The organism is Pseudomonas bubulae (genome assembly GCF_037023725.1).
GTDB classification, from domain to species: domain Bacteria; phylum Pseudomonadota; class Gammaproteobacteria; order Pseudomonadales; family Pseudomonadaceae; genus Aquipseudomonas; species Aquipseudomonas bubulae.
The window spans coordinates 5,114,320-5,135,412 of the sequence record NZ_CP146077.1 but is presented as its reverse complement, the minus strand read 5'-3'; the positions used below and the strand labels follow the sequence as shown (position 1 = coordinate 5,135,412).

The window sequence follows — 21,093 nt, the reverse complement described above, 5'->3', positions numbered from 1 at the left end:
GATCGGGGTACTTTTTTGTGGGAGCTGGCAAACTTGGGTGATGCCATCGCGAGCAAGCCCGCTCCCACAAGAAATGGCGCGTCCAATGTGACCTGTATCACAGTTAATACGGTTGTCGTGCTATCGTTACGACACTATTCCCATAAAGATCTCAGAGAAATCCCGCATGGATGTGGCTGTCTCATCGACAGAACAGCACTTTGGATGGCGGCTACGGCTGATTTCCTTTTGCCTGTTACTGCTGAGCACTCCTTGTCTGGTTCAGGCTCAAACGCCCATCAACCTGGCGGATCAGCGCGCCAAGGCCGTGACCCAGGTTGTGCTGGGCATCCTCAGTTATGCGCGCTGGCCCACAGAGCCGGCACAACTGCAGTTGTGCGTGATCGGCCCCACCGAATACACCGATGACCTGCTCAAGGGCGCGACCCAGTCTACTGGCCGACCGGTGCAGGTGCGTCGCGTGCTGGCGAGTGACCCCGGCATCGCCAGCAGTTGCAACGCGGTATACCTGGGCAAGCTGAGCGCCGACGAGCGCAGTCGCCTGTTTAGCAGCCTCAACACCAAGGCGGTGCTGAGCATCAGCGAAGACGGTGACCAATGCACCGTGGGTAGCCTGTTTTGCCTGCATGTGCGTGATGAGCAAGTGTCGTTTGAGGTCAACCTCGACTCCGTCGCCCGCAGCGGTGTACGTATTCACCCCAGCGTGTTGCAACTGTCACGCCGTCGGGCGGCGCAGCCATGAGCGGGTTGAATGCGCCGCAACGACGTCGCCGGCTACGTTCGGTGTTGCGCCGTGGGCATCTTGGCGTGGCACTGGTTGCGGTGACACTGGCCAGCGCCTCCATGACCCTGCTGGGCGTGCTGGCGCTCAAGGTCTATGCCGATCACAACCTGCACCTGATTGCCCGCTCCATCAACTACACCGTGGAAGCGGCCGTGGTGTTTGACGACCCCGGGGCAGCAACCGAGGCCCTGGCCTTGATTGCTTCCACCGAAGCGGTCGCCGAGGCTCAGGTGTATACCGCCGAGGGTGAACTGCTCGCGCAATGGCAGCGTCCGCAAACCGATCTGCTGTCCAGGGTCGAGATGCTGTTGGCCGATGGCTTGCTGCAGCAGCCGATCAGCATGCCGATTTTGCATCAGGGTCAGGAGGTTGGCCGGGTCGTTCTGCGCGGGCATGGCGCCAATATGCTGCGTTTTTTGCTTAGCGGCTTGCTTGGCGTGCTGGTGTGTACCGCGCTCAGTGCCTGGAGTGCGCTGTACCTGTCGCGCCGGCTGCTGGATGGCATTACCGGGCCTTTGCAGCAGCTGGCGCAAGTGGCCCACGCTGCCCGTCGTGAACGTGCGTTCGATCGTCGCGTACCGCCCGCGCATATTGCCGAGCTCGACAGTCTGGGCAACGACTTCAATGCCCTGCTCGACGAGCTGGAGTCATGGCAAAGCCATCTGCAAAACGAAAATGAGGCCCTGGCCCATCAGGCCAGCCACGATTCGCTCACCAACCTGCCTAACCGCGCCTACTTTGAAGCTCGGTTGACGCGCACTCTGCGCTCGCTCAATAAAACGCGGGACAAGGCTGCGGTGCTGTTTCTCGACAGTGACCGCTTCAAGGGCATCAATGATGCCTACGGCCATGCCGCCGGTGATGCGGTGCTGGTAGCGGTAGCAACGCGCATTCGTGCGCAACTGCGTGAAGACGACGTAGTGGCGCGCCTGGGCGGTGACGAGTTTGCGATCTTGCTGACTCCGCTGCACAAAATAGAAGATGCCCAGCGCATTGCCGAGAAGATCATTGCCAGCATGCTTGAGGCCATCGAACTGCCGGGGCAGGTGAGTGTCGTGACATCGCTGAGTATCGGCATTGCCGTCTACCCCGAACATGGTGCAAGCGCCCAGGAACTGCTCTGTGCAGCGGACTCGGCGATGTACCAGGCCAAGCGCCTCGCCCGAGGCGGGCAACATGTAGCGGAGTCGGAGCACCCCGCAAACACCGTAAATATCAGGAGCTAACTCAAAAATGCGTGCATTGACCCAGCGTTATCTGCAGTTTTTCAGCGTTGCCTTGTTGTTGGCCACGTTGTCGTTGACCGGTTGCCAGACTCCCCCGCCAAAGGGTCTGACCCCGGCGCAGATTGCGGTCCTCAAGGAACAGGGCTTTGAGTTGACCGAAGAGGGCTGGGCATTTGGCCTGTCGGGCAAAGTGCTGTTTGGCAGCGACCTTGAAGTGCTTAACCCACAGAGCCAGGAAATCGTTGAGCGTATCGGCACGGCCTTGCTGGGTGCCGATATCCAGCGGGTGCGGGTGGATGGTCACACCGACTCTTCGGGCAAGGAGTCCTACAACGAGCAACTGTCGGTACGCCGCGCCAACAGCGTGGTCAAGGCCCTGACCAAAGTTGGCATGCGCCCTGAGAATATCCAGGTCCGTGGGTTGGGAAGTCGCGAGCCGGTAGCCAGCAACAACACCCGGGCCGGGCGTACGGAAAACCGCCGTGTGTCGATTGTGGTGATTGCCGACTGATAAGCCGGGTCCGTAGCAGCAGCCTCGTTCCTTCGGCAACTGCTACGGGGCGGTGTGGTCAGTCCACAAACCTCATGCCCCGGGTCTCGCCCAGCAACAGCGGCGCATTCAGTTCCGTCACTTCGCGGATGTAATCCCATAGCAGGGTGATGCGTTTCAACTTCCTCAGATCTTCGCGGCAGTACATCCAGAACTGCCGCGTCAGGGTGACCTCGCCCGGCAATACCGGCAGCAAACGCGGGTCCTGGGCGGCCAGAAAGCACGGCAAAATCGCCAGCGAGCGGCCCTGCTGCGCTGCCACGAATTGCGCAATCACGCTGGTGCTGCGCAGGTTGGCGCTGGCGCCGGGCAGCACGTTGGCCAGGTACAGCAGCTCCGAACTGAACGCCAGATCGTCCACATAGCTAATAAAAGTGTGCTCGGCCAAATCCGCCGCCCGGTTGATAGGCGGGTGCTGGTCCAGATACTCCTGGGTGGCATACAGCTGCAAGCGGTAGTCGCATAGCTTGCAGCACACATAGGGCCCGTGTTCCGGACGCTCCAGCGCGATCACGATATCCGCCTCGCGCTTGGACAAGCTGATGAAGTGCGGCAGGGGCAGGATATCCACTGAAATGGCCGGGTAGGCGTCGACAAAATGGCTGAGCTGAGGGGTGATAAAAAAGCTCCCGAACCCCTCCGTGCAACCCATGCGCACATGCCCGGACAACGCCACCCCCGAGCCCGACACCTGCTCGCAGGCCATATGCAGGGTACTTTCGATGGCCTCGGCATAGCCCAGCAAGCGCTGGCCCTCGTTGGTCAGGGTGAAGCCGTTGGTGCGTGATTTTTCAAACAGCAGTGTGCCGAGGGCAGCCTCCAGCGAACTGATGCGTCGCGATACGGTGGTGTAGTCCACCGCCAGCCGTTTGGCCGCAGTGCTGGCTTTACGGGTACGGGCCACCTCGAGAAAAAACTTCAGGTCGTCCCAGTTCAATGCGCTTAACGATGTGATGTTTTTTTGCATGTTTGATCGGCTTTTATGTGCGTTCTTATTAGAAGAACGCACACCTATACTCCAAAAACAGTCCTGCGACCAATCTGGACAGCCCTACTTAAAATAATAATGCCGGAGACTTCCATGAACGTTTCTACCACCCCGTACCAAAACGCCCGCCTGCTGATCGATGGCGAATGGGTCGAGTCGCAGACCACCGAGTGGCACGACATCATCAACCCCGCCACTCAGCAAGTGCTGGCCAAAGTACCGTTTGCCACTGCCGCTGAAGTCAACGCCGCCATCGCTGCCGCCCAGCGCGCTTTCCAGACCTGGAAGCTGACGCCCATTGGCGCGCGCATGCGCATCATGCTCAAGCTGCAGGCGCTGATTCGCGAGCACTCCAAGCGCATCGCCACTGTGCTCAGTGCCGAACAGGGTAAAACCATTGCCGACGCCGAGGGCGATATTTTCCGCGGCCTGGAAGTGGTCGAGCATGCTTGCTCCATCGGCACCTTGCAGATGGGTGAATTCGCTGAAAACGTTGCGGGCGGGGTGGATACCTACACCTTGCGCCAACCTATCGGGGTCTGCGCCGGGATCACACCGTTCAATTTCCCTGCCATGATTCCGCTATGGATGTTCCCGATGGCCATCGCCTGCGGTAACACCTTCGTTCTCAAACCGTCCGAACAAGACCCGCTCTCGACCTTGATGCTGGTCGAGCTGGCGCTGGAAGCCGGGGTTCCGCCGGGTGTGCTCAACGTCGTGCATGGCGGCAAGGATGTGGTGGATGCGCTGTGCACCCACACCGATATCAAAGCGGTTTCGTTCGTTGGCTCAACCGCCGTCGGTACCCACGTTTATGACCTGGCGGGCCGTCACGGCAAGCGCGTGCAATCGATGATGGGCGCGAAAAACCACGCCGTGGTGTTGGCCGATGCCAACCGCGAGCAAACCCTCAACGCGCTGGTCGGTGCCGGTTTTGGCGCAGCCGGGCAACGCTGTATGGCTACCTCGGTGGTGGTACTGGTGGGGGCGGCGAAAAAATGGCTGCCGGACCTCAAGGCGCTGGCGCAAAAACTCAAGGTCAACGCCGGCAGCGAGGCGGGTACGGATGTAGGTCCGGTGATCTCCAGGCGTGCTAAAGAGCGGGTACTGGGGTTGATCGAAAGCGGCATCAAAGAAGGCGCAGTGCTGGAACTGGATGGCCGCAACATCAAGGTCCCGGGTTTCGAACAAGGCAACTTTATCGGTCCGACCCTGTTTTCCGGGGTCACCACCGATATGCAAATCTATACCCAGGAAATTTTCGGCCCGGTGCTGGTGGTGATTGAGGTCGATACCCTCGACCAGGCCATTGCACTGGTCAACGCCAACCCGTTTGGCAACGGCACCGGCCTGTTTACCCAAAGCGGCGCTGCAGCGCGCAAGTTCCAGACTGAAATCGATGTGGGCCAGGTCGGTATCAATATCCCGATCCCGGTGCCGGTGCCGTTCTTCAGCTTCACGGGTTCCCGTGGCTCGAAACTCGGTGATCTTGGCCCGTACGGCAAGCAAGTGGTGCAGTTCTATACTCAAACCAAGACCGTCACCAGTCGCTGGTTCGACGATGACAGCGTGAATGATGGCGTCAACACAACCATCAATCTTCGTTGAGGGCACACAGCATGAATATCGCATTTATCGGCCTGGGCAACATGGGCGCACCAATGGCGCGCAACCTGCTCAAGGCCGGGCATTCGCTGAACCTGTTTGATCTGAACCAAAGCATTCTCGCCGAGCTGGCCGCCCTGGGTGGCCATATCAGCACCTCGCCTCGGGAGGCCGCCCAAGGCACCGAACTGGTGATCACCATGCTCCCGGCTGCTGCCCATGTGCGCAGCGTGTGGCTGGGTGAGGACGGCGTGCTGGCTGGCATCGGCGCAGGTGTACCCGCCGTGGATTGCAGCACCATCGACCCGCAGACCGCCCGCGATGTCGCCGCTGCAGCCGCCAAACAGGGCGTGCAGATGGCCGATGCGCCGGTGTCCGGCGGCACCGGTGGCGCGCAGGCGGGCACCCTGACCTTTATGGTCGGCGCTCCCCAGGCGCTGTTCGACACCCTGCACCCTGTACTCGAACAAATGGGCCGCAACATCGTCCATTGCGGGGATGTGGGCACCGGCCAAGTGGCTAAAATCTGCAACAACCTGCTGCTCGGGATCTCCATGGTCGGCGTCAGCGAGGCCATGGCCCTGGGGGCTGCACTGGGTATCGACAGCGAAGTACTGGCCGGGGTGATCAACAGCTCCACCGGGCGCTGCTGGAGCTCGGAGGTGTACAACCCGTGGCCGGGCATCGTTGAAACCGCCCCTGCGTCACGCGGCTATACCGGTGGATTTGGTGCCGAGCTGATGCTCAAGGATCTGGGGCTGGCCACCGAGGCAGCACGTCAGGCCCACCAGCCTGTGGTGATGGGTGCCGTGGCGCAACAGCTGTATCAGGCCATGAGCCTGCGCGGCGAAGGCGGCAAGGATTTCTCGGCCATCATCAACAGCTATCGCAAACCTCAGTAACTGGTCGCTTTACCGGGAGCCCGCGTCGGGCGGGCTCCCGGGTTTTTTGCGTGGTTTCACTCAGGCAAAAACGAAATACTTGCGCACGGTTTCAACCACTTCCCATGTGCCTTTCATGCCCGGCTCGACCACAAAGATATCCCCGGCCCGCAGATGGATCGGTTCTTTGCCCTCTGGGGTGATGATGCAATAGCCCTCACGGAAATCGCAGTATTCCCACTTCACATATTCCACATACCACTTGCCGGGCGTGCAAATCCACGTGCCCATGATCTTGCTGCCGTCTTCGCTGGTGTAGGCGTTGAGGTTGACGGTATGGGGGTCGCCTTCGAGTTTTTCCCATTTGCAGGCATCGAGCACGGGCAGGGGATGGGTGTCGCGAAGCACGGTGATTGGCGCAGACATAAGACCTCCGGTGATGGGTTATCGAACCTCACCCTAACCGCAGCGATACTCTGACAGATGCCTGGTTCCGACCCCCAGATGCGCAAAAGCCCCGGCACTGTTTTCAGTGCCGGGGCTTTTTTGTAACAGCCAAATGCTTAGTGCGAGTTGGCCAGAGCCTTACCGGTGCGCAGGCGCAGCACATAGAAGCCGTAGATGATCAGCAGCCACACCGGAATCGCATACACCGACGCACGAACGTCGGGGATCATCCAGATAACCGAGACGATCACCGCCATAAACACCAGGCACAGGATATTGCTGAACGGGAACCAGAATGCCTTGAACGAAGGCGTCACGCCCTGAACGGCCATGGCCTTGCGGAACTTGATATGGGTGAGGCTGATCAGTGCCCAGTTGATCATCAGCGAGGCAACCACCAGGGCAAACAGCAGCTCCAGTGCCTTGTGCGGGGCCACATAGTTGACCACCACGCACAACAGCGTCACCAGTGCCGACACGCCCAGTGCACGCAACGGCACGCCATTTTTGGTCAGCTTCATCAGGGCTTTGGGGGCATCACCCTGCTCGGCCAGGCCAAACAGCATGCGGCTGTTGCAGTACACGCCGCTGTTATAGACCGACAGCGCGGCAGTCAGTACTACAAAGTTGAGGATTTGCGCGGCGGTATCACTGCCGATCAAGGCAAAGATCTGCACAAACGGGCTGCTGCCGTAGGCATCGCCGCCGGCGCCCAGGGTTACCAGCAACTGGTCCCACGGGTACAGTGCCAGCAGCACGGTCAGGGCGCCCACGTAGAAAATAAGGATCCGGTACACCACCTGGTTGATGGCCTTGGGGATCACCTTTTTCGGCTCGCTGGCTTCCGCCGCGGTGATACCCACCAGCTCCAGGCCACCGAAGGAAAACATGATAAAGGCCATGGCCATCAGTAGCCCCATGCCGCCATTGGGGAAGAACCCGCCGTGGCTCCACAGGTTGCTGATCGACGCCTGAGGGCCGCCGGTGCCGCTGAACAGCAGGTAGCAACCCAGGACGATCATGCCGACAATCGCCACCACCTTGATAATGGCAAACCAGAATTCCATTTCGCCGAACACTTTCACGTTCAGGGTATTGATCAGGTTGACCAGTACAAAGAACACCACGGCGCTGACCCAGGTTGGCACCTCGGGCCACCAGAACTGGATGTACTTGCCCACGGCCGTCAGCTCGGCCATGCCCACCAGCACATACAGTACCCAATAGTTCCAGCCCGAAAGAAACCCCGCATAACCGCCCCAGTACTTGTGGGCAAAGTGGCTGAAGGAACCGGCCACTGGCTCTTCGACGATCATTTCGCCGAGTTGGCGCATGATCAGGAACGCTATAAAGCCGGCGATCGCATAGCCCAGGATCATCGACGGCCCGGCCGACTTGAGTACGCCCGCCGACCCCAGAAACAGGCCCGTACCGATAGCGCCGCCCAGGGCAATCAGCTGGATATGGCGGTTTTTCAAACCGCGTTTGAGTGTGACCGGGGGGGAATTAGCGTCAGCCATCGGGTGCCCTGTGAGTTGTTATTCTCAAAACTGGATAAAAGTACCCGTGGGCAAAGGCGCCCCGGGTGTCGCAAGCCCCGGATATTACTCTGGGTAAAAACCAAGGCATACAGGCTGGCAGTAAACGGCGACTATTCTTACAAGCTCAAAGCTTCCAGCAATGCCATGGCATAGGTGGGCAATTGCGCAAACGAGCGGGCGCACAGCAGCAATTTACGATCAGCCCAGGGCTCGCTCAAGTTCACCACTTCAAAGGTGCGCGGGGCCTGCCAGCGCTCGATGGTGGCCCTGGGCACAATCCCCAGCCCGGCGCCGCGAGCGACCATGCGCAATACCCCGTCAAAGCCTTCGGCACGGATACGCACCTGCATGCGACACCCCATATGCAGTGCCTGTTCTTCCAGGTACACCGCCAGCGCGCTGCTGGCCGACAACCCGACATAGTCATGGCTCAGGGTGTCGCTGAACGAGAGGCCGGGCCTGTGGGCCAGCGGGTGGTCGAGGGGCATGACCAGTACCAGCGGGTCATCGCGAAAGGGCCGGGTTTGCAGGTCACGGGTGTCTACCGCGTTGGAGATCACACCGATATCGGCCGCGTCCAGGCGCAGGGCATGGGTGATGCGCAGGCTGGTGAGTTCTTGCTGGTCGACGCTTATGGCAGGGTGCTGGCGTACAAAGTCGGCGAGCAGTTCAGGCAGGTATTCGGTGAGGGCGGCGGTGTTGCACAGCAGGCGGATACGGCCTTTGAAGCCCTGGGCGTATTCGCTCAGGTCGTGGTTCATGCGCTCCACCTGCTGCAACAGTAACCGGGCATGTTGGGCCAGCGCTTGCCCGGCAGGGGTAGGGCTGATGCCACGACGGCTGCGCTGCAAAAACGCCACGCCCAAGGACGCTTCCATCGCCCGGATCCGCGCACTGGCGGCAGGCAGCGATAGATGGCTGAGGCTGGCGCCGGCGGTGATATTGCCTGCCTGCAGCACATTCAAATACAGACGCAGGTCAACCAGGTCGAAGTGCATGAAAGGTCCTTGATGATCCTGTAAAGATTCTAAATAGCGCCGCAAACCGCTGTTGTAGCAGCCTTCGGCAGTTGCTACGGGCGAGGGGTTCTGCCTATTGTCAGGAAAGAGGCTGACTCTGTGCATGGCGCATTTTCAGGCGCTGGCCCATGCCCCAGCATAGGCCCATGAAAACACTTGTCGAGTTTTACCAACACCTGGGATGGGCCTTGTCACTGCTGGTGATTATGACCTTTTTGCTGGCCGGTACGGTCAAGGGCGTCATCGGCCTTGGCCTGCCGACTGTCGCCATGGGTATGCTCGGGCTGGCTATTGCTCCGGCGCAGGCTGCGGCTCTGCTGATTATCCCGTCCATCGTGACCAACGCCTGGCAACTGGCTGCCGGCGGCCAGTTGCGGGGGTTGCTCAAACGTCTGTGGCCCATGCAGCTGGGGATTTTTATCGGCACCGCATCAGGCATGCTGTGGCTCAGTATCGATGGCGGTAGCTGGGTGGTACGAGCGCTGGGTGCGGCCCTGTTGCTTTATGCCCTCAGCGGGTTGTTCCTGCCCACCCTGCGCATCGCCCCGCAGCGCGAGCCCTGGCTGGGCCCGGTGTGCGGGCTGATCACCGGGGTCATCACCTCGGCTACCGGGGTGTTTGTGATCCCTGCCGTGCCCTATCTGCAAGCCCTGGGCCTGAGCAAAAACCAGTTGGTGCAGGCCTTGGGTTTGTCCTTCAGCGTCTCCACATTGGCCCTTGCCGCCGGGCTGTACTGGCGCGGCAACCTGGCTGGCGCTGAGCTCAATGCCTCATTGCTGGCGCTGTTGCCCGCCATGCTCGGCATGTGGCTGGGGCAATGGTTGCGCCAGCGCATCAGCGCCTTGCTGTTTAAGCGGGTGTTTTTTATCGGCATGGCGCTGCTGGGTACTCACTTGCTAATCAATAATTAACAATGGATTCGTGCTGTAGCGGCAAAGGTGATTTGACCCATCACGGGTTTTTCTCATGCGAGGGCAACGATATTCTGCCGACATGTTTTTGAACCCCCCTGTCGCTCAACAGCGCTGAGGGTTTAACCCCCTGGAGGCTGATGATGAAAAAAATACTCTTGCTTAACGGTGCGAAAAAATTCGCCCACTCCGATGGTCGCTACAACCTGACCATGCACGACACTGCGCTGGCGTTTTTTGATCGTCAGGGCTTTGAAGTCAAAGTGACCCATATCGACGAAGGCTACGATATCGCCGAAGAAGTGGAAAAATTTCTTTGGGCTGACGTAATCATCTACCAAATGCCCGGCTGGTGGATGGGCGCGCCGTGGATCGTTAAAAAGTACATGGATGAAGTGTTCACCGAGGGTCACGGTAAACTTTACGCCAGTGACGGCCGCACCCGTTCCGACGCTTCGCAGCGCTACGGCAGCGGCGGCCTGATTCAGGGCAAACAGTACATGCTGTCGCTGACCTGGAACGCACCGCAGCAGGCGTTCGATGACCCGGCCGACTTCTTTGAAGGCAAGGGCGTGGACGCGGTGTACTTCCCGTTCCACAAGGCTAATGAATTTTTGGGCATGACCGGCCTGCCGACTTTCCTGTGTGTTGACGTGATGAAGCGTCCGCAGCCAGACGTTGATGCGGCCCGTTACGAGCAGCACCTGGCCGAGGTGTTTGGCCTGAAGGCGTAAGCGACGCCGGGGTGGGAGCGGGCTTGCTCGCGATGCAGGCAACTCGGTTGTTATGACGAACCGCGGTGATACCATCGCGAGCAAGCCCGCTCCCACACGTAGATAAGGTCGACCGCGTGAAAGCCAGATCCGATGAGCTGCAAATCTTTGTTTCGGTGATCGAGTGCGGCTCGATATCTGCCGCCGCCGAGCAGGCCGGGCAAACGCCTTCGGCCGTGAGCCGTACGCTGTCACGGCTGGAGGCCAAGCTTGAAACCACGCTGATCAACCGCACCACGCGGCGCATGGACCTGACCGAGGAGGGCAAGTTCTTTTTCGAACGGGCCAAGTTGATCCTTGAGCAAATGGACGAGCTGGAAGAGCGCCTGATCTCGCACCAGCGTACCCCCTCCGGGCGCTTGCGCATCAATGCCGCCGCGCCGTTTGTGCTACATGCCATCGTGCCGTATATCCCTGAATTCCGTGCCCTGTACCCCGAGATTCAGCTGGAACTCAACAGCAACGATCTGATTATCGACCTGCTTGAACAAAGCACCGATATTGCCATTCGTATCGGCACCCTGGCCGACTCCACCCTGCATGCCCGCTCCCTGGGGTGCAGCCCGCTGAATATCCTCGCCAGCCCGGACTACATTGCCGCCCACGGCATGCCCACAAATGTTGCGGATTTGGCCCACCATACCCTGATAGGTTTTACCCAGAACGATGGCCTCAACCAGTGGCCGCTGCGTTATGCCCAGGGCGACCGCTGGCCCATTCAGCCTGCCATCAGTGCCTCAAGCGGTGAAACCGTACGTCATCTGGCGTTGCAAGGTCAGGGCATCGCCTGCCTGTCGCACTTTATGACCCACGAAGATATCAGCGCCGGGCGCCTGCAGGTGGTGCTGGGCGAGTTCAACAGCGGCTATCGCCAGCCGATCCATGCTGTGTATTACCGCAACTCGCAGCTGGCGCTGCGCATTCAGTGCTTTCTGGACTTTATCCAGGCCAAGCTGGCCAGCTACGCGATCTGCGACAAGCCCACAGGGCTTGAGTGAGGCTCCTACATATAAAGCAACGTCTGCACCTACTGCGTCGCTTTCTATTGAGGGACGATTCCTAGAGAATCCTTGCTGTCTTGTGGCGCTGCAAACGGGTGGCTAGTCTCGCCGGGTCGCTGATTTCAGTGACCGGTTTTGACAGACCGTTGAGGGATATCAAGATGGACGCCAACAACTTTTCATCGTGTTACGGCGGCTGCGTACGGGGCACTTTCGAGTGCGCCGGGTCTTGATATCTCTCCTCGGTCTGTCAACCCGCACGCAGCTGCCACCCTTACCGATTGACAGCGGGACAGTGGCAGTTCTTTCAGCCTGTTTTCGAGAGATTTTGCCATGAAAAAAATTGTTCCCGACCCTCCGCTGCTCACCACCGCCCATCAGGGCACGTCGCTATTTAGCATCAACCCCGGCGTACCGATGCAGGAGGCGCTCAAACATGCCTCGCTGTTGCTCAAGGGCGCAGAACTGACCGCCGACGACATCCGTTCCCACCTCAGCGGTTTTGAGGCCGAGCAGTTGTGGTGCGTAATTCACGGCGTCGAGCTGGCCCGTGGTCTGGTGGATGCACTGATCACCGAAACGCGCACATAACGCCCTCTGTAGCAGCTGCCGAAGGAACGAGGCTGCGTCCGGCTGCGCAGCAGTCGTAAAACCCTACAACCTGGTGTTTCAGGAATACCGCGTTTGCAGGATTTGCGACGACTTCGTCGTCGAACGCAGCCTCGTTCCTTCGGCAGCTGCTACCAGTTCTGTTTTGGTGCAGAACCGCGCTGCCCTCAAGGGTGTGTGTCATTGCGCACTTTTACGTTTGTTGTTTGAAAATATCGCCGAATTCAGACAAGGTTCGGCCACAGTTGATAACAATAAAAGGATGTATCGAATGCGCATTGTGTGGTTCAAAACCCTGGCCCTGACGGCTGCCATCGCGGCCAGCTCTTCGGCGTATGCCGTCACCCTGGACGGCGGCGCAGTCGCCGCACCCGATCAATACGGCGCCGAAGTGGCCGCACAAATTCTCAAAAAAGGCGGCAACGCCGTCGACGCCGCAGTCGCCACCGCCTTTACCCTGGCCGTGACCTACCCCGAAGCCGGCAATATCGGCGGTGGCGGGTTTATGACGATGTACATCGATGGCAAACCCTATTTCCTCGACTATCGCGAAACCGCCCCCAAAGCCGCCAGCCGCGATATGTACCTGGACGACAAAGGCGACATCATCGAGAACTTGAGCCTGGTCGGTTCCCGCGCTGCCGGCGTGCCGGGCACGGTGATGGGGCTGTGGGAAGCGCATCAACGCTTTGGCAAATTGCCGTGGGCCGAATTGCTGACCCCGGCCGTGGGGTATGCGAAAAACGGCTTTAAAGTGGCCGATCAGCAATTTCAGTACCGCGAAGATGCACTGGCGCTGTTCAAGGGCACTACCAATTTCGCGGACTACTTTGGCAGCATGAAGCCCGGGCAAACGTTCAAACAGCCAGAGCTGGCCGTGACCCTGGAGCGCATTGCCGACCAGGGCGCCAAGGAGTTCTACCGCGGCAAGACCGCCGACCTGCTGGTCGCGCAAATGCAGCAGGACAAGGGCTTGATCACCAAGCAAGACCTCAACGACTACAAGGTCAGCTGGCGTGAGCCGATGCGCGTGGATTTTCGTGGCAACACCCTGTACACCGCGCCGCTGCCAAGCTCGGGCGGTATTGCCCTGGCGCAGTTGATCGGTATCAAGGAGGACCGCGCAGCGGACTTCAAAGGTGTGGAGCTGAACTCTGCGCCCTATATCCACCTGCTGGCCGAAATCGAAAAACGTGTGTTCGCCGACCGTGCCGACTACCTCGGCGACCCGGCCTTCGGGAAGATGCCTGTGGCCGAGCTGACCGATCCGGCCTATATCGCCAAGCGTGCGAAAGAGGTTAACCCGAAAGCGATTTCACCGACCGCCAATGTCAAACCGGGCCTGGAACCCCATCAGACCACGCACTTTTCCATTGTCGACAAACAGGGTAACGCGGTCAGCAACACCTATACCCTGAATTGGGATTACGGCAGCGGCGTTGTAGTTAAAGGCGCGGGCTTTTTGCTGAACGATGAAATGGATGACTTCAGCTCCAAGCCCGGGGTGGCCAATGCTTTTGGTGTGGTGGGCGGCAATGCCAACGCTATCGAGCCGGGCAAGCGCATGTTGTCTTCCATGAGTCCAAGTCTGGTAACCCGCGATGGCCAGGTTACGCTGGTGCTGGGCACGCCGGGTGGCTCACGGATTTTTACCTCGATTTTCCAGGTGTTGAACAATATCTACGACTACGACCTGCCGCTGGAAAAAGCCGTAGCTGCACAGCGTGTGCATCACCAGTTGCTGCCTAAAGACACGATCTACTTCGACGCCTATGCGCCACTTACCGGCAAGGTGGCTCAGGAGCTGAAAGCGATGGGCTACACCCTGGAGGATCAGGGTTGGAACATGGGGGATATTCAGGCCATCCGGGTTAAAGGCACTGAGCTTGAAACCGCCTCCGACCCGCGTGGCCGTGGTGTGGGGATGGTGGTGAAGTAAGCCCGCAACGCACATAGACGCATCACTCTTGTGGGAGCGGGCTTGCTCGCGATGCAGACACCTCGGCCATTCTGGTTCACCGAGTTGTTGCCATCGCGAGCAAGCCCGCTCCCACAATTGCTTTTTAGCCCCTGCAATTTGCTACCATCTGTTGCCTGTAACTCCCTCCGTTTTTCCCGTCCCGAATTTTAGGTAAACCATGAAACTCTCACGTCTGCGCGCTGATGTCCTGGCCGGGCTCACGACGTCTTTCGCCCTGTTGCCCGAGTGCATTGCGTTCGCGTTGGTCGCCCATCTCAACCCTTTGATGGGGCTCTATGGCGCGTTCATCATTTGCACCCTTACCGCGCTGTTTGGCGGTCGGCCCGGCATGGTGTCCGGTGCTGCCGGGTCGATGGCGGTGGTGATCGTTGCCCTGGTGGTGCAACACGGTGTGCAGTATCTGTTGGCTACGGTGCTGCTGAGCGGGTTGATCATGCTGGCGTTCGGCTTGTTCAAACTCGGCAAGCTGGTACGCATGGTGCCGCACCCGGTGATGCTGGGCTTCGTCAACGGCCTGGCAATCGTGATTGCCATGGCGCAACTGGATCACTTCAAGGATGGCGACACCTGGCTCAGCGGTATGGCGTTGTACATGATGATCGGGCTGGTGGCCGTGACCATGGCCGTCGTCTATCTGTTGCCTCGTCTGACCCGCGCCGCGCCACCTGCGCTGGTGGCCATTTTGGGCGTAGGGCTGGCGGTGTACTTGCTGGGTTTGCCAACCCGCACCCTGGGTGACATGGCGCATATCGCCGGTGGTTTGCCCAGCTTCAGCCTGCCGCAGATTCCCTGGACCCTTGAGACCCTGGGCATCATTGCGCCCTATGCGATCGTGATGGCAGTGGTGGGTTTGCTGGAAACCCTGCTGACCCTCAACCTCACCGACGAAATCACCGAAAGCCGTGGCTACCCGGACCGCGAGTGCGTGGCGCTGGGGGCGGCCAATATGGTGTCGGGGGCATTCGGCGGCATGGGCGGTTGCGCGATGATCGGCCAGACCGTGGTTAACCTCAGCTCCGGCGGGCGCGGGCGATTGTCCGGCGTGACCGCCGGTGTGATGATTTTGCTGTTTGTGTTGTTCCTGTCGCCATTTATTGAACGCATTCCGCTGGCGGCGCTGGTGGGTGTGATGTTTGTGGTGTCGCAGCAGACCTTTGCCTGGGCCTCTTTGCGAGTACTGAACAAAGTGCCGCTCAACGATGTGCTGGTGATTGTCGCGGTGACCGTGATTACCGTGTTTACCGATCTGGCGGTAGCGGTGATGTGCGGGGTGGTTATTGCTGCGCTCAATTTTGCCTGGCAGCAGGGGCGCCAGATGTATGCCGACGCGGATCTGCAGAGCGATGGCAGCAAGCTTTACCGTGTGCACGGCACGCTGTTTTTTGCCTCGACTACGACGTTTCTCAAACAGTTCGATCCGGGTAATGACCCGGCGCAGGTGACGCTCGATTGTCGTCATTTGAACCTGGTCGACTACTCGGCCATTGCGGCACTGGACACCCTGCGCGAGCGTTATCGCAAAGCGGGTAAGCATCTGCGGGTGCTGCACCTGTCCGAGCGCAGCAAGAAGTTGCTCAAGCGCGCCCGGGTTCAGCACGAATAAGGTCAGGAGCCCCTTACTACCCCTCTCCCGGTGGGAGAGGGGACAGAGCGCTCTACACCTTGAAGTGGCTGACCATCTCTTGCAGCTGGTTACCCAGCCGCGCCAGTTCAACACTGGACTTGGCCGTTTCATCACTCGCCGCTGCGGTTTGCTCGGACACGTCGCGCACGTTGACGATGCTGCGGCTGATCTCTTCGGCGACCGCAGATTGCTGTTCGGCAGCAGCGGCAATCTGTTGGTTCATCGACTGAATATTCGACACCGTGCGCGTGATGCCCTGCAGCGAGGTGCCTGCGTGGCGGGTCAGGGTCACGCTGCTGTCGGTCAGGGTGCGGCTGTTTTGCATCACGGTGGCCACGTGCTGGGTGCCGCTTTGCAGGGCCGCGACCAGGGTTTGAATCTCTTCGGTGGATTTTTGCGTACGCTGGGCCAGGCCACGCACTTCATCGGCCACTACGGCAAAACCGCGCCCGGCGTCACCGGCACGGGCTGCTTCGATTGCGGCGTTGAGGGCCAGCAGGTTGGTCTGCTCGGCCACGGCCTTGATCACGTCCATCACGCTGCCGATCTTGTCGCTTTCCTGTTGCAATACGGCCATGGCTTCGGTTGAACGACCCACTTCCACCGCCAGGCGCTCGATCTGGTCAATGGCCTGGTTGACCACGGTATCGCCTTCGCGGGCTTCATTGTCTGCGGCCGCGGCGGCTTGCGAGGCTTGCTCGGCATTGCGCGCCACTTCCTGCACGGTGGCGGTCATTTCATGCATGGCGGTGGCCACCTGATCAGTCTCGATCTTCTGGCTGTTGACCCCGGCGCTGGTTTGCTCGGTCACCGCGGACAGCTCTTCGGCGGCACTGGCAATCTGGCTGACGCCATCACGGATACCGCTGATCAACTCGCGCAGGGTCGTACCCATGCGCGCAATACCTTGTTGCAGCACGCCCAGTTCGTCGCGACGGGTGACGCGCAGGTTCTGGGTCAGGTCGCCACTGGCGATGCGATCGACCACGGCCAGGGTTTCACGCAGGGGCACGGTGATCTGGCGGGTGATGATCACGGCCGCGGTGATGCCAAACAGCAATACCAGCAAGGTGGTGATCAGTTGCATGCTGTTGGCCGTGGCGCTTTCGATGTCGCGGCGTTCCAGTTGAATCTTGTACAGCTCATCGCTGCGGCCAAGGATGCTGGAGCCGTATTCGGTCATGTCCTTGCGCATGGCAATGATGGTGTTGTCGGTGCTGGTGTACAGCTCCAGCGCCTGCTGGTACTGCTCCATGGTTTTGTTCAGGGTGCGCAGGGTGTCGCCGGCATTGGCGGCAAAGTGCGAGCTCAGGCGGTCAAGGCTGGCAAGGGCCGCGTCCAGTTGCTGGCGTGCGGCCTTTTCCGTGGCGGGGGTGGGCGCAGCAATATAAGCGCGCACCTGATAGCGCGAGAGCAGGAACTGTTCACGTACTTCAGACACGCTCTGGTACATGGCAAAACGGTTTTCGTCACCTGCGGGCAGTTGCAGGGCGCGGTTCAGCAACGTCGTGATGGCGTCCTGGGCCAGAGCGGCGCTGCGGTCCATGTCGGCACGGGATGCGGCGGACTCGACGTAAGCCTTGCGCATGCTCACCAGTGCACGCTCGTAGCGGCCGATGATGGCTTGTTGCTCCTTGAGCAACTTGAGGTTCTCCGGGCTCTGGAAGGTGGCAATCAGCTGACTTTGTTGCGCAGAAAACGCGTCAATGCTGGCCTGTACACTTTGTGCGGCAGTTTCGTCGCCATCGGTCAGCATGTATTGCAAACGCGTCACCCGCAGGTTGGTAAACGCGGTGTTTAAACGGGTGATGTCGCTCATCCAGTTACTGCGATCAATCATCTGGCCCAGACTGATCCAGTTGCTGACGGCCATTACGCAGGTAAGGGCCAGTACCAGGCCAAAGCCCAGGGACAGTTTCAGGTTGACGCTGATATTGCTCAGCCATCTATTCATAGAGTTCTCCAGGAACGCTGCACGCATGATCTAAGTTCGCTGGAGGGAATTATTTTTTTTGACCCAGCCGAGTGTTGTGTTGGAGGGGTATCGGCTGCATTCGCCAGAGCTGAAACGTTTTGTTGGGCGCCAGTTCACATAACAACCTATCCATTTGAATAGCGTGCCTGGATTGCGCTTTTACGCTTTTTTTCACATCCGTTTCACCTGCCTCTGACCTCCCTTTTTTTAGCCTATGTTCAGTTAATAGAGAGCTGCTTTATGCAAGTCTGTTTATACCGCCGGGCCGCGAAACGACCCGTTGTCATATTCGCGCTATAGGGTGTCGGTCAGTGATATCACTGGCTGGCGCAGAGGGCATAAGCATCGTGACGTTGAGTCTTGATCAGACCGGAATTAAACGTACGCTGTTGCGTCGTGCTCTGGTCCGTTACAAAAATGTGCTGGTGGTGATCGTGGCAAGCGTGCTGGCCGTTGCGCTGACATTGAGGCTGCTGGCACCTGCGGCCCCGCCTGATCTGGCGCAGCCCAGCCATGCCGATCGTGTGTTGTTGCTCACCGACAGCTGGGCCAAGGGTGATGTGATTGCGCTGGTTCGACACGGCGAGCGTTGCGACCGTTCCTCGGCCCAGTGCCTGGGCCCCATGGACGGCGTGACGGTGCGCGGTGAAGCAGCAGTTCAGGCGCTGGGCGCAGACTTCAGGCAGTTGGGGCTCAGCCATACTGATATTCACAGCAGCCTGCTGACCCGGGCCCGACAAACCGCCGATGCCATGTTTGCCCGCCCGGTAGAGGCGCAGGACTGGCTGTTCAACTGCCGCGGCAGCATGCTGCGTGATGCTCTCAAGCACAAAGTGGCGGGCCACAACCTGATTCTGGTGAGCCACAGCGAATGCATGGACCAACTGTTGATGGACATGAACCTGTCAACCAGCACCACGTTTGGCTATGGCGCTTCGTTGTTTATCAAGACCGATGGCGCGAACGAGGATCCGCAGATGCTGGGCTATATCGAGCCCAAAGACTGGAAAAATATCGTGCCGGTGGTCACCCCGAACAACCGTCACGGGTTTGAAGCCTCGCAGTTCTAATCGTGGGCGCGAGCAGGCTCGCGCCCATAGAGTCAACCCATCCCCCCTCAATTGTGCTTGAACAAACGATCCCAGTTCTGTTCTGCCGGCAATGGCAGGTCGCTGAGTTCGCGGGCCACCACGTTTTCGATATCGTTGGCGCTGAGCACTTTTTCGTCGAGCCATGGCCAGGTCGCATCCGCATCGCGGAAGTTGAGCTGGTTGTTCAATTGCTGGCACGTCTGGGCGAGCAAGTGCATCAGCGCCCACAGGCTGGTGATGTAGGGCTTTTGTTGCTCGGGGATGCGGTTGAGCAGGGCGGCCACGTCAGGCAGGTTCGCACCGGGTGACAGGTTGCTGCGCAGGTTCCATAGAATCGCGCCGTTGTTCGACACCTCCTGATTGGCCAATGCTGGGTCGGTGCTGACCTCGACATTGAGTTTCACATGCTGCTGCTCTAGCTGATCGATCAGATAGTTGGCCAGATCGGATTTGCGCAAGAAGGCGGTGGCCGTATTGAAGGCCAGGTGAGCGTCGTAGTCGCTCAGTGTTTTGCTGGATATACCGATGGTCATGGCGGGCTCCTTGGTCGGGAATTGTCCAAGGAGCGTAGTCAATGTGCCGTGATCGGCCACGGTATCTGCGGTTGCGTTGCCCGGGATCAAGTTTATGGGGCTGAAGCGGCCAGGCTGACAAGGTAGAAGTGGTGCCGGCCGACGCTGAGCTTGTCGAGAGTCTTGAGGGCCATGCCCGGTATCTCGGGGTTTTCTACCAGGGCGATATTGTCGGGGGATGCGCTGAGGAATGCCTGCAACTCTTCGGTTGAACTGAGGGTGTGCTGCAACTGCTGGCTGTAGAACACCACGGCGCCGAGGCGTTCGTCGGGCCGCAGCAGTGCGACCTGCTTGCCGCTGGCCTGCAGGCTCATGACCTCAGCGGCGAGGGGCTGGAAAGACTGTTCCTTGTCGGCCAGCGGTGCCCGATGGGCCGCCAGCAGGTAGGCGCCCACCAGAGCGGCCAGCAGCGCGATGGCAAGCGGGCGATGGTTGTCGCTGAAGAATTTGGCCACGGTCGAGTGCGCGCTTTTTTGGTACAGCCAGCCCAGCAGCACCCGGGCGTACTCGGCGGCAATCACTGCAGCCGCAGGGGCCATCGACATCATGTACACCGCCCGCTTGCTGGAGGCGAGGTTGAGCAGCACAAATTGCGCGACCAGCCATACACAGAAAAACAACAGGAAGGGGTTGCTGCGCAGTTGTTTGCGAAAGTGCCACAGGCCCAGATAGGTCAGCAGGTTCCACGGCAGGAAGGCTTCGGGCAGTTTTCGCAGGTAGTAGTAAAAGGGTTCGTAATGCCCGGCCTCGACAAAGGAACCGCTAAAACGGCCAACGCTGTTGGTCAGCAGCAGTTCGCTGACTAACGGCATGCCGCCGCGCTGATAGAGCATGCACAGCCAGACCGTCAGCGGGATAAGCCCCAATAGGGTCAGCAGGGCAGGGCGTAGCCAGTTGCGCGGCTTGAAGCGTTTTTCCAGCAGGCTTTCACACACCAGATAAACAAAAATCACCACGCCCGGCAGTGCCAGGCCCAGGACGCCTTTGCTCAAGGTGGCAATGGCGATGCCGGTCGCGAATAACAGCCAGCTGCCCCGGGCAAAACCGGGTTGACGGTTGGCATGAAAAAACGCCAGCAAGGCCATGGTTACGCCCAGGGTGAGCAAGGCATCTTCGCCCACCTGGCGGGTGTTGCCCCAAAATATGCCCATGGTTGCCAGCATGGCGGCGGCTGTCCAGGCCAGTGCTGTGGGGCGGCCCAGCTTGCGCAGCATTGCATAGAGCAACAACACGCAAAATAGACCGGCAAAGGCCGAAGCCAGGCGTACGGCGAACAGTTCGCCGCCGAATACGCGAATGGCTCCTGCATCCAGCCAGAGGCTCAGGGGTGGTTTTTCCAGGAAGGGGGCATTGAGCAAATTGGGCGTTACCCAATCGTCGCTCAGGTGCATCTGCATGGCTATGCCTGCCACGCGGGACTCTGTCGAGCCCTGCAATTGGTGATTCCCCAGCGCAAAAAAGAACAGCACGCAACCGAGAAGCAGTAACAGCAGGGCAGGACGAGTCAGACGCATT

Annotated in this window: 19 protein-coding genes and 1 pseudogene; 12 read left to right on the top strand and 8 right to left on the bottom strand. The window is 59.6% G+C overall.

The genetic code is table 11. The annotated features are described in order from the left end of the window. The first annotated feature begins 166 nt into the window (after positions 1 to 166). From V6L81_RS23605 to V6L81_RS23595, 3 genes are read left to right on the top strand one after another with little or no spacing between them, the layout of a single operon-like run. On the top strand, positions 167 to 742 hold the full coding sequence (locus V6L81_RS23605; protein ID WP_095002461.1) for a YfiR family protein: 576 nt from the start codon (positions 167 to 169) through the stop codon (positions 740 to 742). Further along, entirely contained in the window at positions 739 to 2,010 is a 1,272-nt protein-coding gene (locus V6L81_RS23600) for a diguanylate cyclase domain-containing protein (protein ID WP_095002462.1), read from the top strand. The genes V6L81_RS23605 and V6L81_RS23600 overlap by 4 nt, the downstream gene beginning before the upstream one ends. A gap of 7 nt (positions 2,011 to 2,017) precedes the next feature. After that, positions 2,018 to 2,521 (top strand): OmpA family protein, encoded by a 504-nt coding sequence (locus tag V6L81_RS23595; RefSeq protein WP_095002463.1) that lies wholly within the window; start codon positions 2,018 to 2,020, stop codon positions 2,519 to 2,521. Positions 2,522 to 2,579: 58 nt separating this feature from the next. Here the strand turns inward: V6L81_RS23595 and V6L81_RS23590 are convergent, their stop codons facing one another. Then, positions 2,580 to 3,527: a LysR family transcriptional regulator gene (locus V6L81_RS23590; protein ID WP_095002464.1), complete on the bottom strand. Its 948-nt coding sequence runs from the start codon at positions 3,525 to 3,527 to the stop codon at positions 2,580 to 2,582. A gap of 114 nt (positions 3,528 to 3,641) precedes the next feature. Between V6L81_RS23590 and V6L81_RS23585 the strand changes: the two genes are divergently transcribed. Continuing rightward, positions 3,642 to 5,156 carry a CoA-acylating methylmalonate-semialdehyde dehydrogenase gene (locus tag V6L81_RS23585; protein ID WP_095002465.1) on the top strand — a complete coding sequence of 505 codons (1,515 nt, stop codon included), beginning with the start codon at positions 3,642 to 3,644 and terminating at the stop codon, positions 5,154 to 5,156. Between the two features lie 11 nt (positions 5,157 to 5,167). After that, positions 5,168 to 6,055 carry a 3-hydroxyisobutyrate dehydrogenase gene (mmsB, locus tag V6L81_RS23580; protein WP_095002466.1) on the top strand — a complete coding sequence of 296 codons (888 nt, stop codon included), beginning with the start codon at positions 5,168 to 5,170 and terminating at the stop codon, positions 6,053 to 6,055. Positions 6,056 to 6,115: 60 nt separating this feature from the next. Here mmsB and V6L81_RS23575 read toward each other — a convergent pair whose 3' ends face one another. The 3 genes from V6L81_RS23575 to V6L81_RS23565 all read right to left on the bottom strand — a co-directional run bounded on the left by V6L81_RS23575 (position 6,116) and on the right by V6L81_RS23565 (position 9,020). Further along, positions 6,116 to 6,460 carry a cupin domain-containing protein gene (locus V6L81_RS23575; protein ID WP_016783536.1) on the bottom strand — a complete coding sequence of 115 codons (345 nt, stop codon included), beginning with the start codon at positions 6,458 to 6,460 and terminating at the stop codon, positions 6,116 to 6,118. A 137-nt stretch (positions 6,461 to 6,597) separates the two neighbouring features. Beyond that, a complete protein-coding gene (locus V6L81_RS23570; RefSeq protein ID WP_095018713.1) occupies positions 6,598 to 8,001 on the bottom strand; it encodes an amino acid permease in 1,404 nt (467 codons plus the stop codon). A 137-nt stretch (positions 8,002 to 8,138) separates the two neighbouring features. Next, positions 8,139 to 9,020: a LysR substrate-binding domain-containing protein gene (locus V6L81_RS23565; protein ID WP_095020640.1), complete on the bottom strand. Its 882-nt coding sequence runs from the start codon at positions 9,018 to 9,020 to the stop codon at positions 8,139 to 8,141. Between the two features lie 167 nt (positions 9,021 to 9,187). Between V6L81_RS23565 and V6L81_RS23560 the strand changes: the two genes are divergently transcribed. The 6 genes from V6L81_RS23560 (at position 9,188) to V6L81_RS23535 (ending at position 15,919) form a co-directional block, all read left to right on the top strand. Beyond that, positions 9,188 to 9,952 carry a sulfite exporter TauE/SafE family protein gene (locus tag V6L81_RS23560; RefSeq protein ID WP_338660385.1) on the top strand — a complete coding sequence of 255 codons (765 nt, stop codon included), beginning with the start codon at positions 9,188 to 9,190 and terminating at the stop codon, positions 9,950 to 9,952. A 143-nt stretch (positions 9,953 to 10,095) separates the two neighbouring features. Further along, positions 10,096 to 10,686, top strand: coding sequence for an NAD(P)H-dependent oxidoreductase (locus V6L81_RS23555; RefSeq protein ID WP_095002471.1), 591 nt, complete (start codon positions 10,096 to 10,098; stop codon positions 10,684 to 10,686). 116 nt (positions 10,687 to 10,802) lie between these two features. Further along, positions 10,803 to 11,723: a LysR family transcriptional regulator gene (locus tag V6L81_RS23550; RefSeq protein WP_095002472.1), complete on the top strand. Its 921-nt coding sequence runs from the start codon at positions 10,803 to 10,805 to the stop codon at positions 11,721 to 11,723. A gap of 336 nt (positions 11,724 to 12,059) precedes the next feature. Continuing rightward, the gene (locus V6L81_RS23545; RefSeq protein ID WP_095018716.1) at positions 12,060 to 12,317 is read left to right on the top strand and encodes a DUF3077 domain-containing protein; all 258 of its coding nucleotides are present in this window, start codon (positions 12,060 to 12,062) and stop codon (positions 12,315 to 12,317) included. A gap of 289 nt (positions 12,318 to 12,606) precedes the next feature. Beyond that, positions 12,607 to 14,274 carry a gamma-glutamyltransferase gene (ggt, locus tag V6L81_RS23540; protein ID WP_095020641.1) on the top strand — a complete coding sequence of 556 codons (1,668 nt, stop codon included), beginning with the start codon at positions 12,607 to 12,609 and terminating at the stop codon, positions 14,272 to 14,274. Between the two features lie 199 nt (positions 14,275 to 14,473). After that, positions 14,474 to 15,919 carry a SulP family inorganic anion transporter gene (locus V6L81_RS23535; protein WP_095020642.1) on the top strand — a complete coding sequence of 482 codons (1,446 nt, stop codon included), beginning with the start codon at positions 14,474 to 14,476 and terminating at the stop codon, positions 15,917 to 15,919. A gap of 52 nt (positions 15,920 to 15,971) precedes the next feature. On the opposite strand, the gene V6L81_RS24300 is transcribed toward V6L81_RS23535, so the two are convergent. Continuing rightward, positions 15,972 to 16,685: a methyl-accepting chemotaxis protein gene (locus tag V6L81_RS24300; RefSeq protein ID WP_371926181.1), complete on the bottom strand. Its 714-nt coding sequence runs from the start codon at positions 16,683 to 16,685 to the stop codon at positions 15,972 to 15,974. Between the two features lie 141 nt (positions 16,686 to 16,826). Beyond that, positions 16,827 to 17,759: pseudogene (locus V6L81_RS24295) on the bottom strand (methyl-accepting chemotaxis protein); the annotation flags it as partial. Between the two features lie 503 nt (positions 17,760 to 18,262). On the opposite strand from V6L81_RS24295, the gene V6L81_RS23525 reads away from it, so the two are divergent. Then, positions 18,263 to 18,985 (top strand): histidine phosphatase family protein, encoded by a 723-nt coding sequence (locus V6L81_RS23525; RefSeq protein WP_338660384.1) that lies wholly within the window; start codon positions 18,263 to 18,265, stop codon positions 18,983 to 18,985. Positions 18,986 to 19,032: 47 nt separating this feature from the next. Here the strand turns inward: V6L81_RS23525 and V6L81_RS23520 are convergent, their stop codons facing one another. Continuing rightward, positions 19,033 to 19,539 carry a hypothetical protein gene (locus V6L81_RS23520; protein ID WP_338660383.1) on the bottom strand — a complete coding sequence of 169 codons (507 nt, stop codon included), beginning with the start codon at positions 19,537 to 19,539 and terminating at the stop codon, positions 19,033 to 19,035. A gap of 92 nt (positions 19,540 to 19,631) precedes the next feature. Next, positions 19,632 to 21,092, bottom strand: coding sequence for a glycosyltransferase family 39 protein (locus V6L81_RS23515; protein ID WP_095002477.1), 1,461 nt, complete (start codon positions 21,090 to 21,092; stop codon positions 19,632 to 19,634). Position 21,093 lies beyond the last annotated feature (1 nt).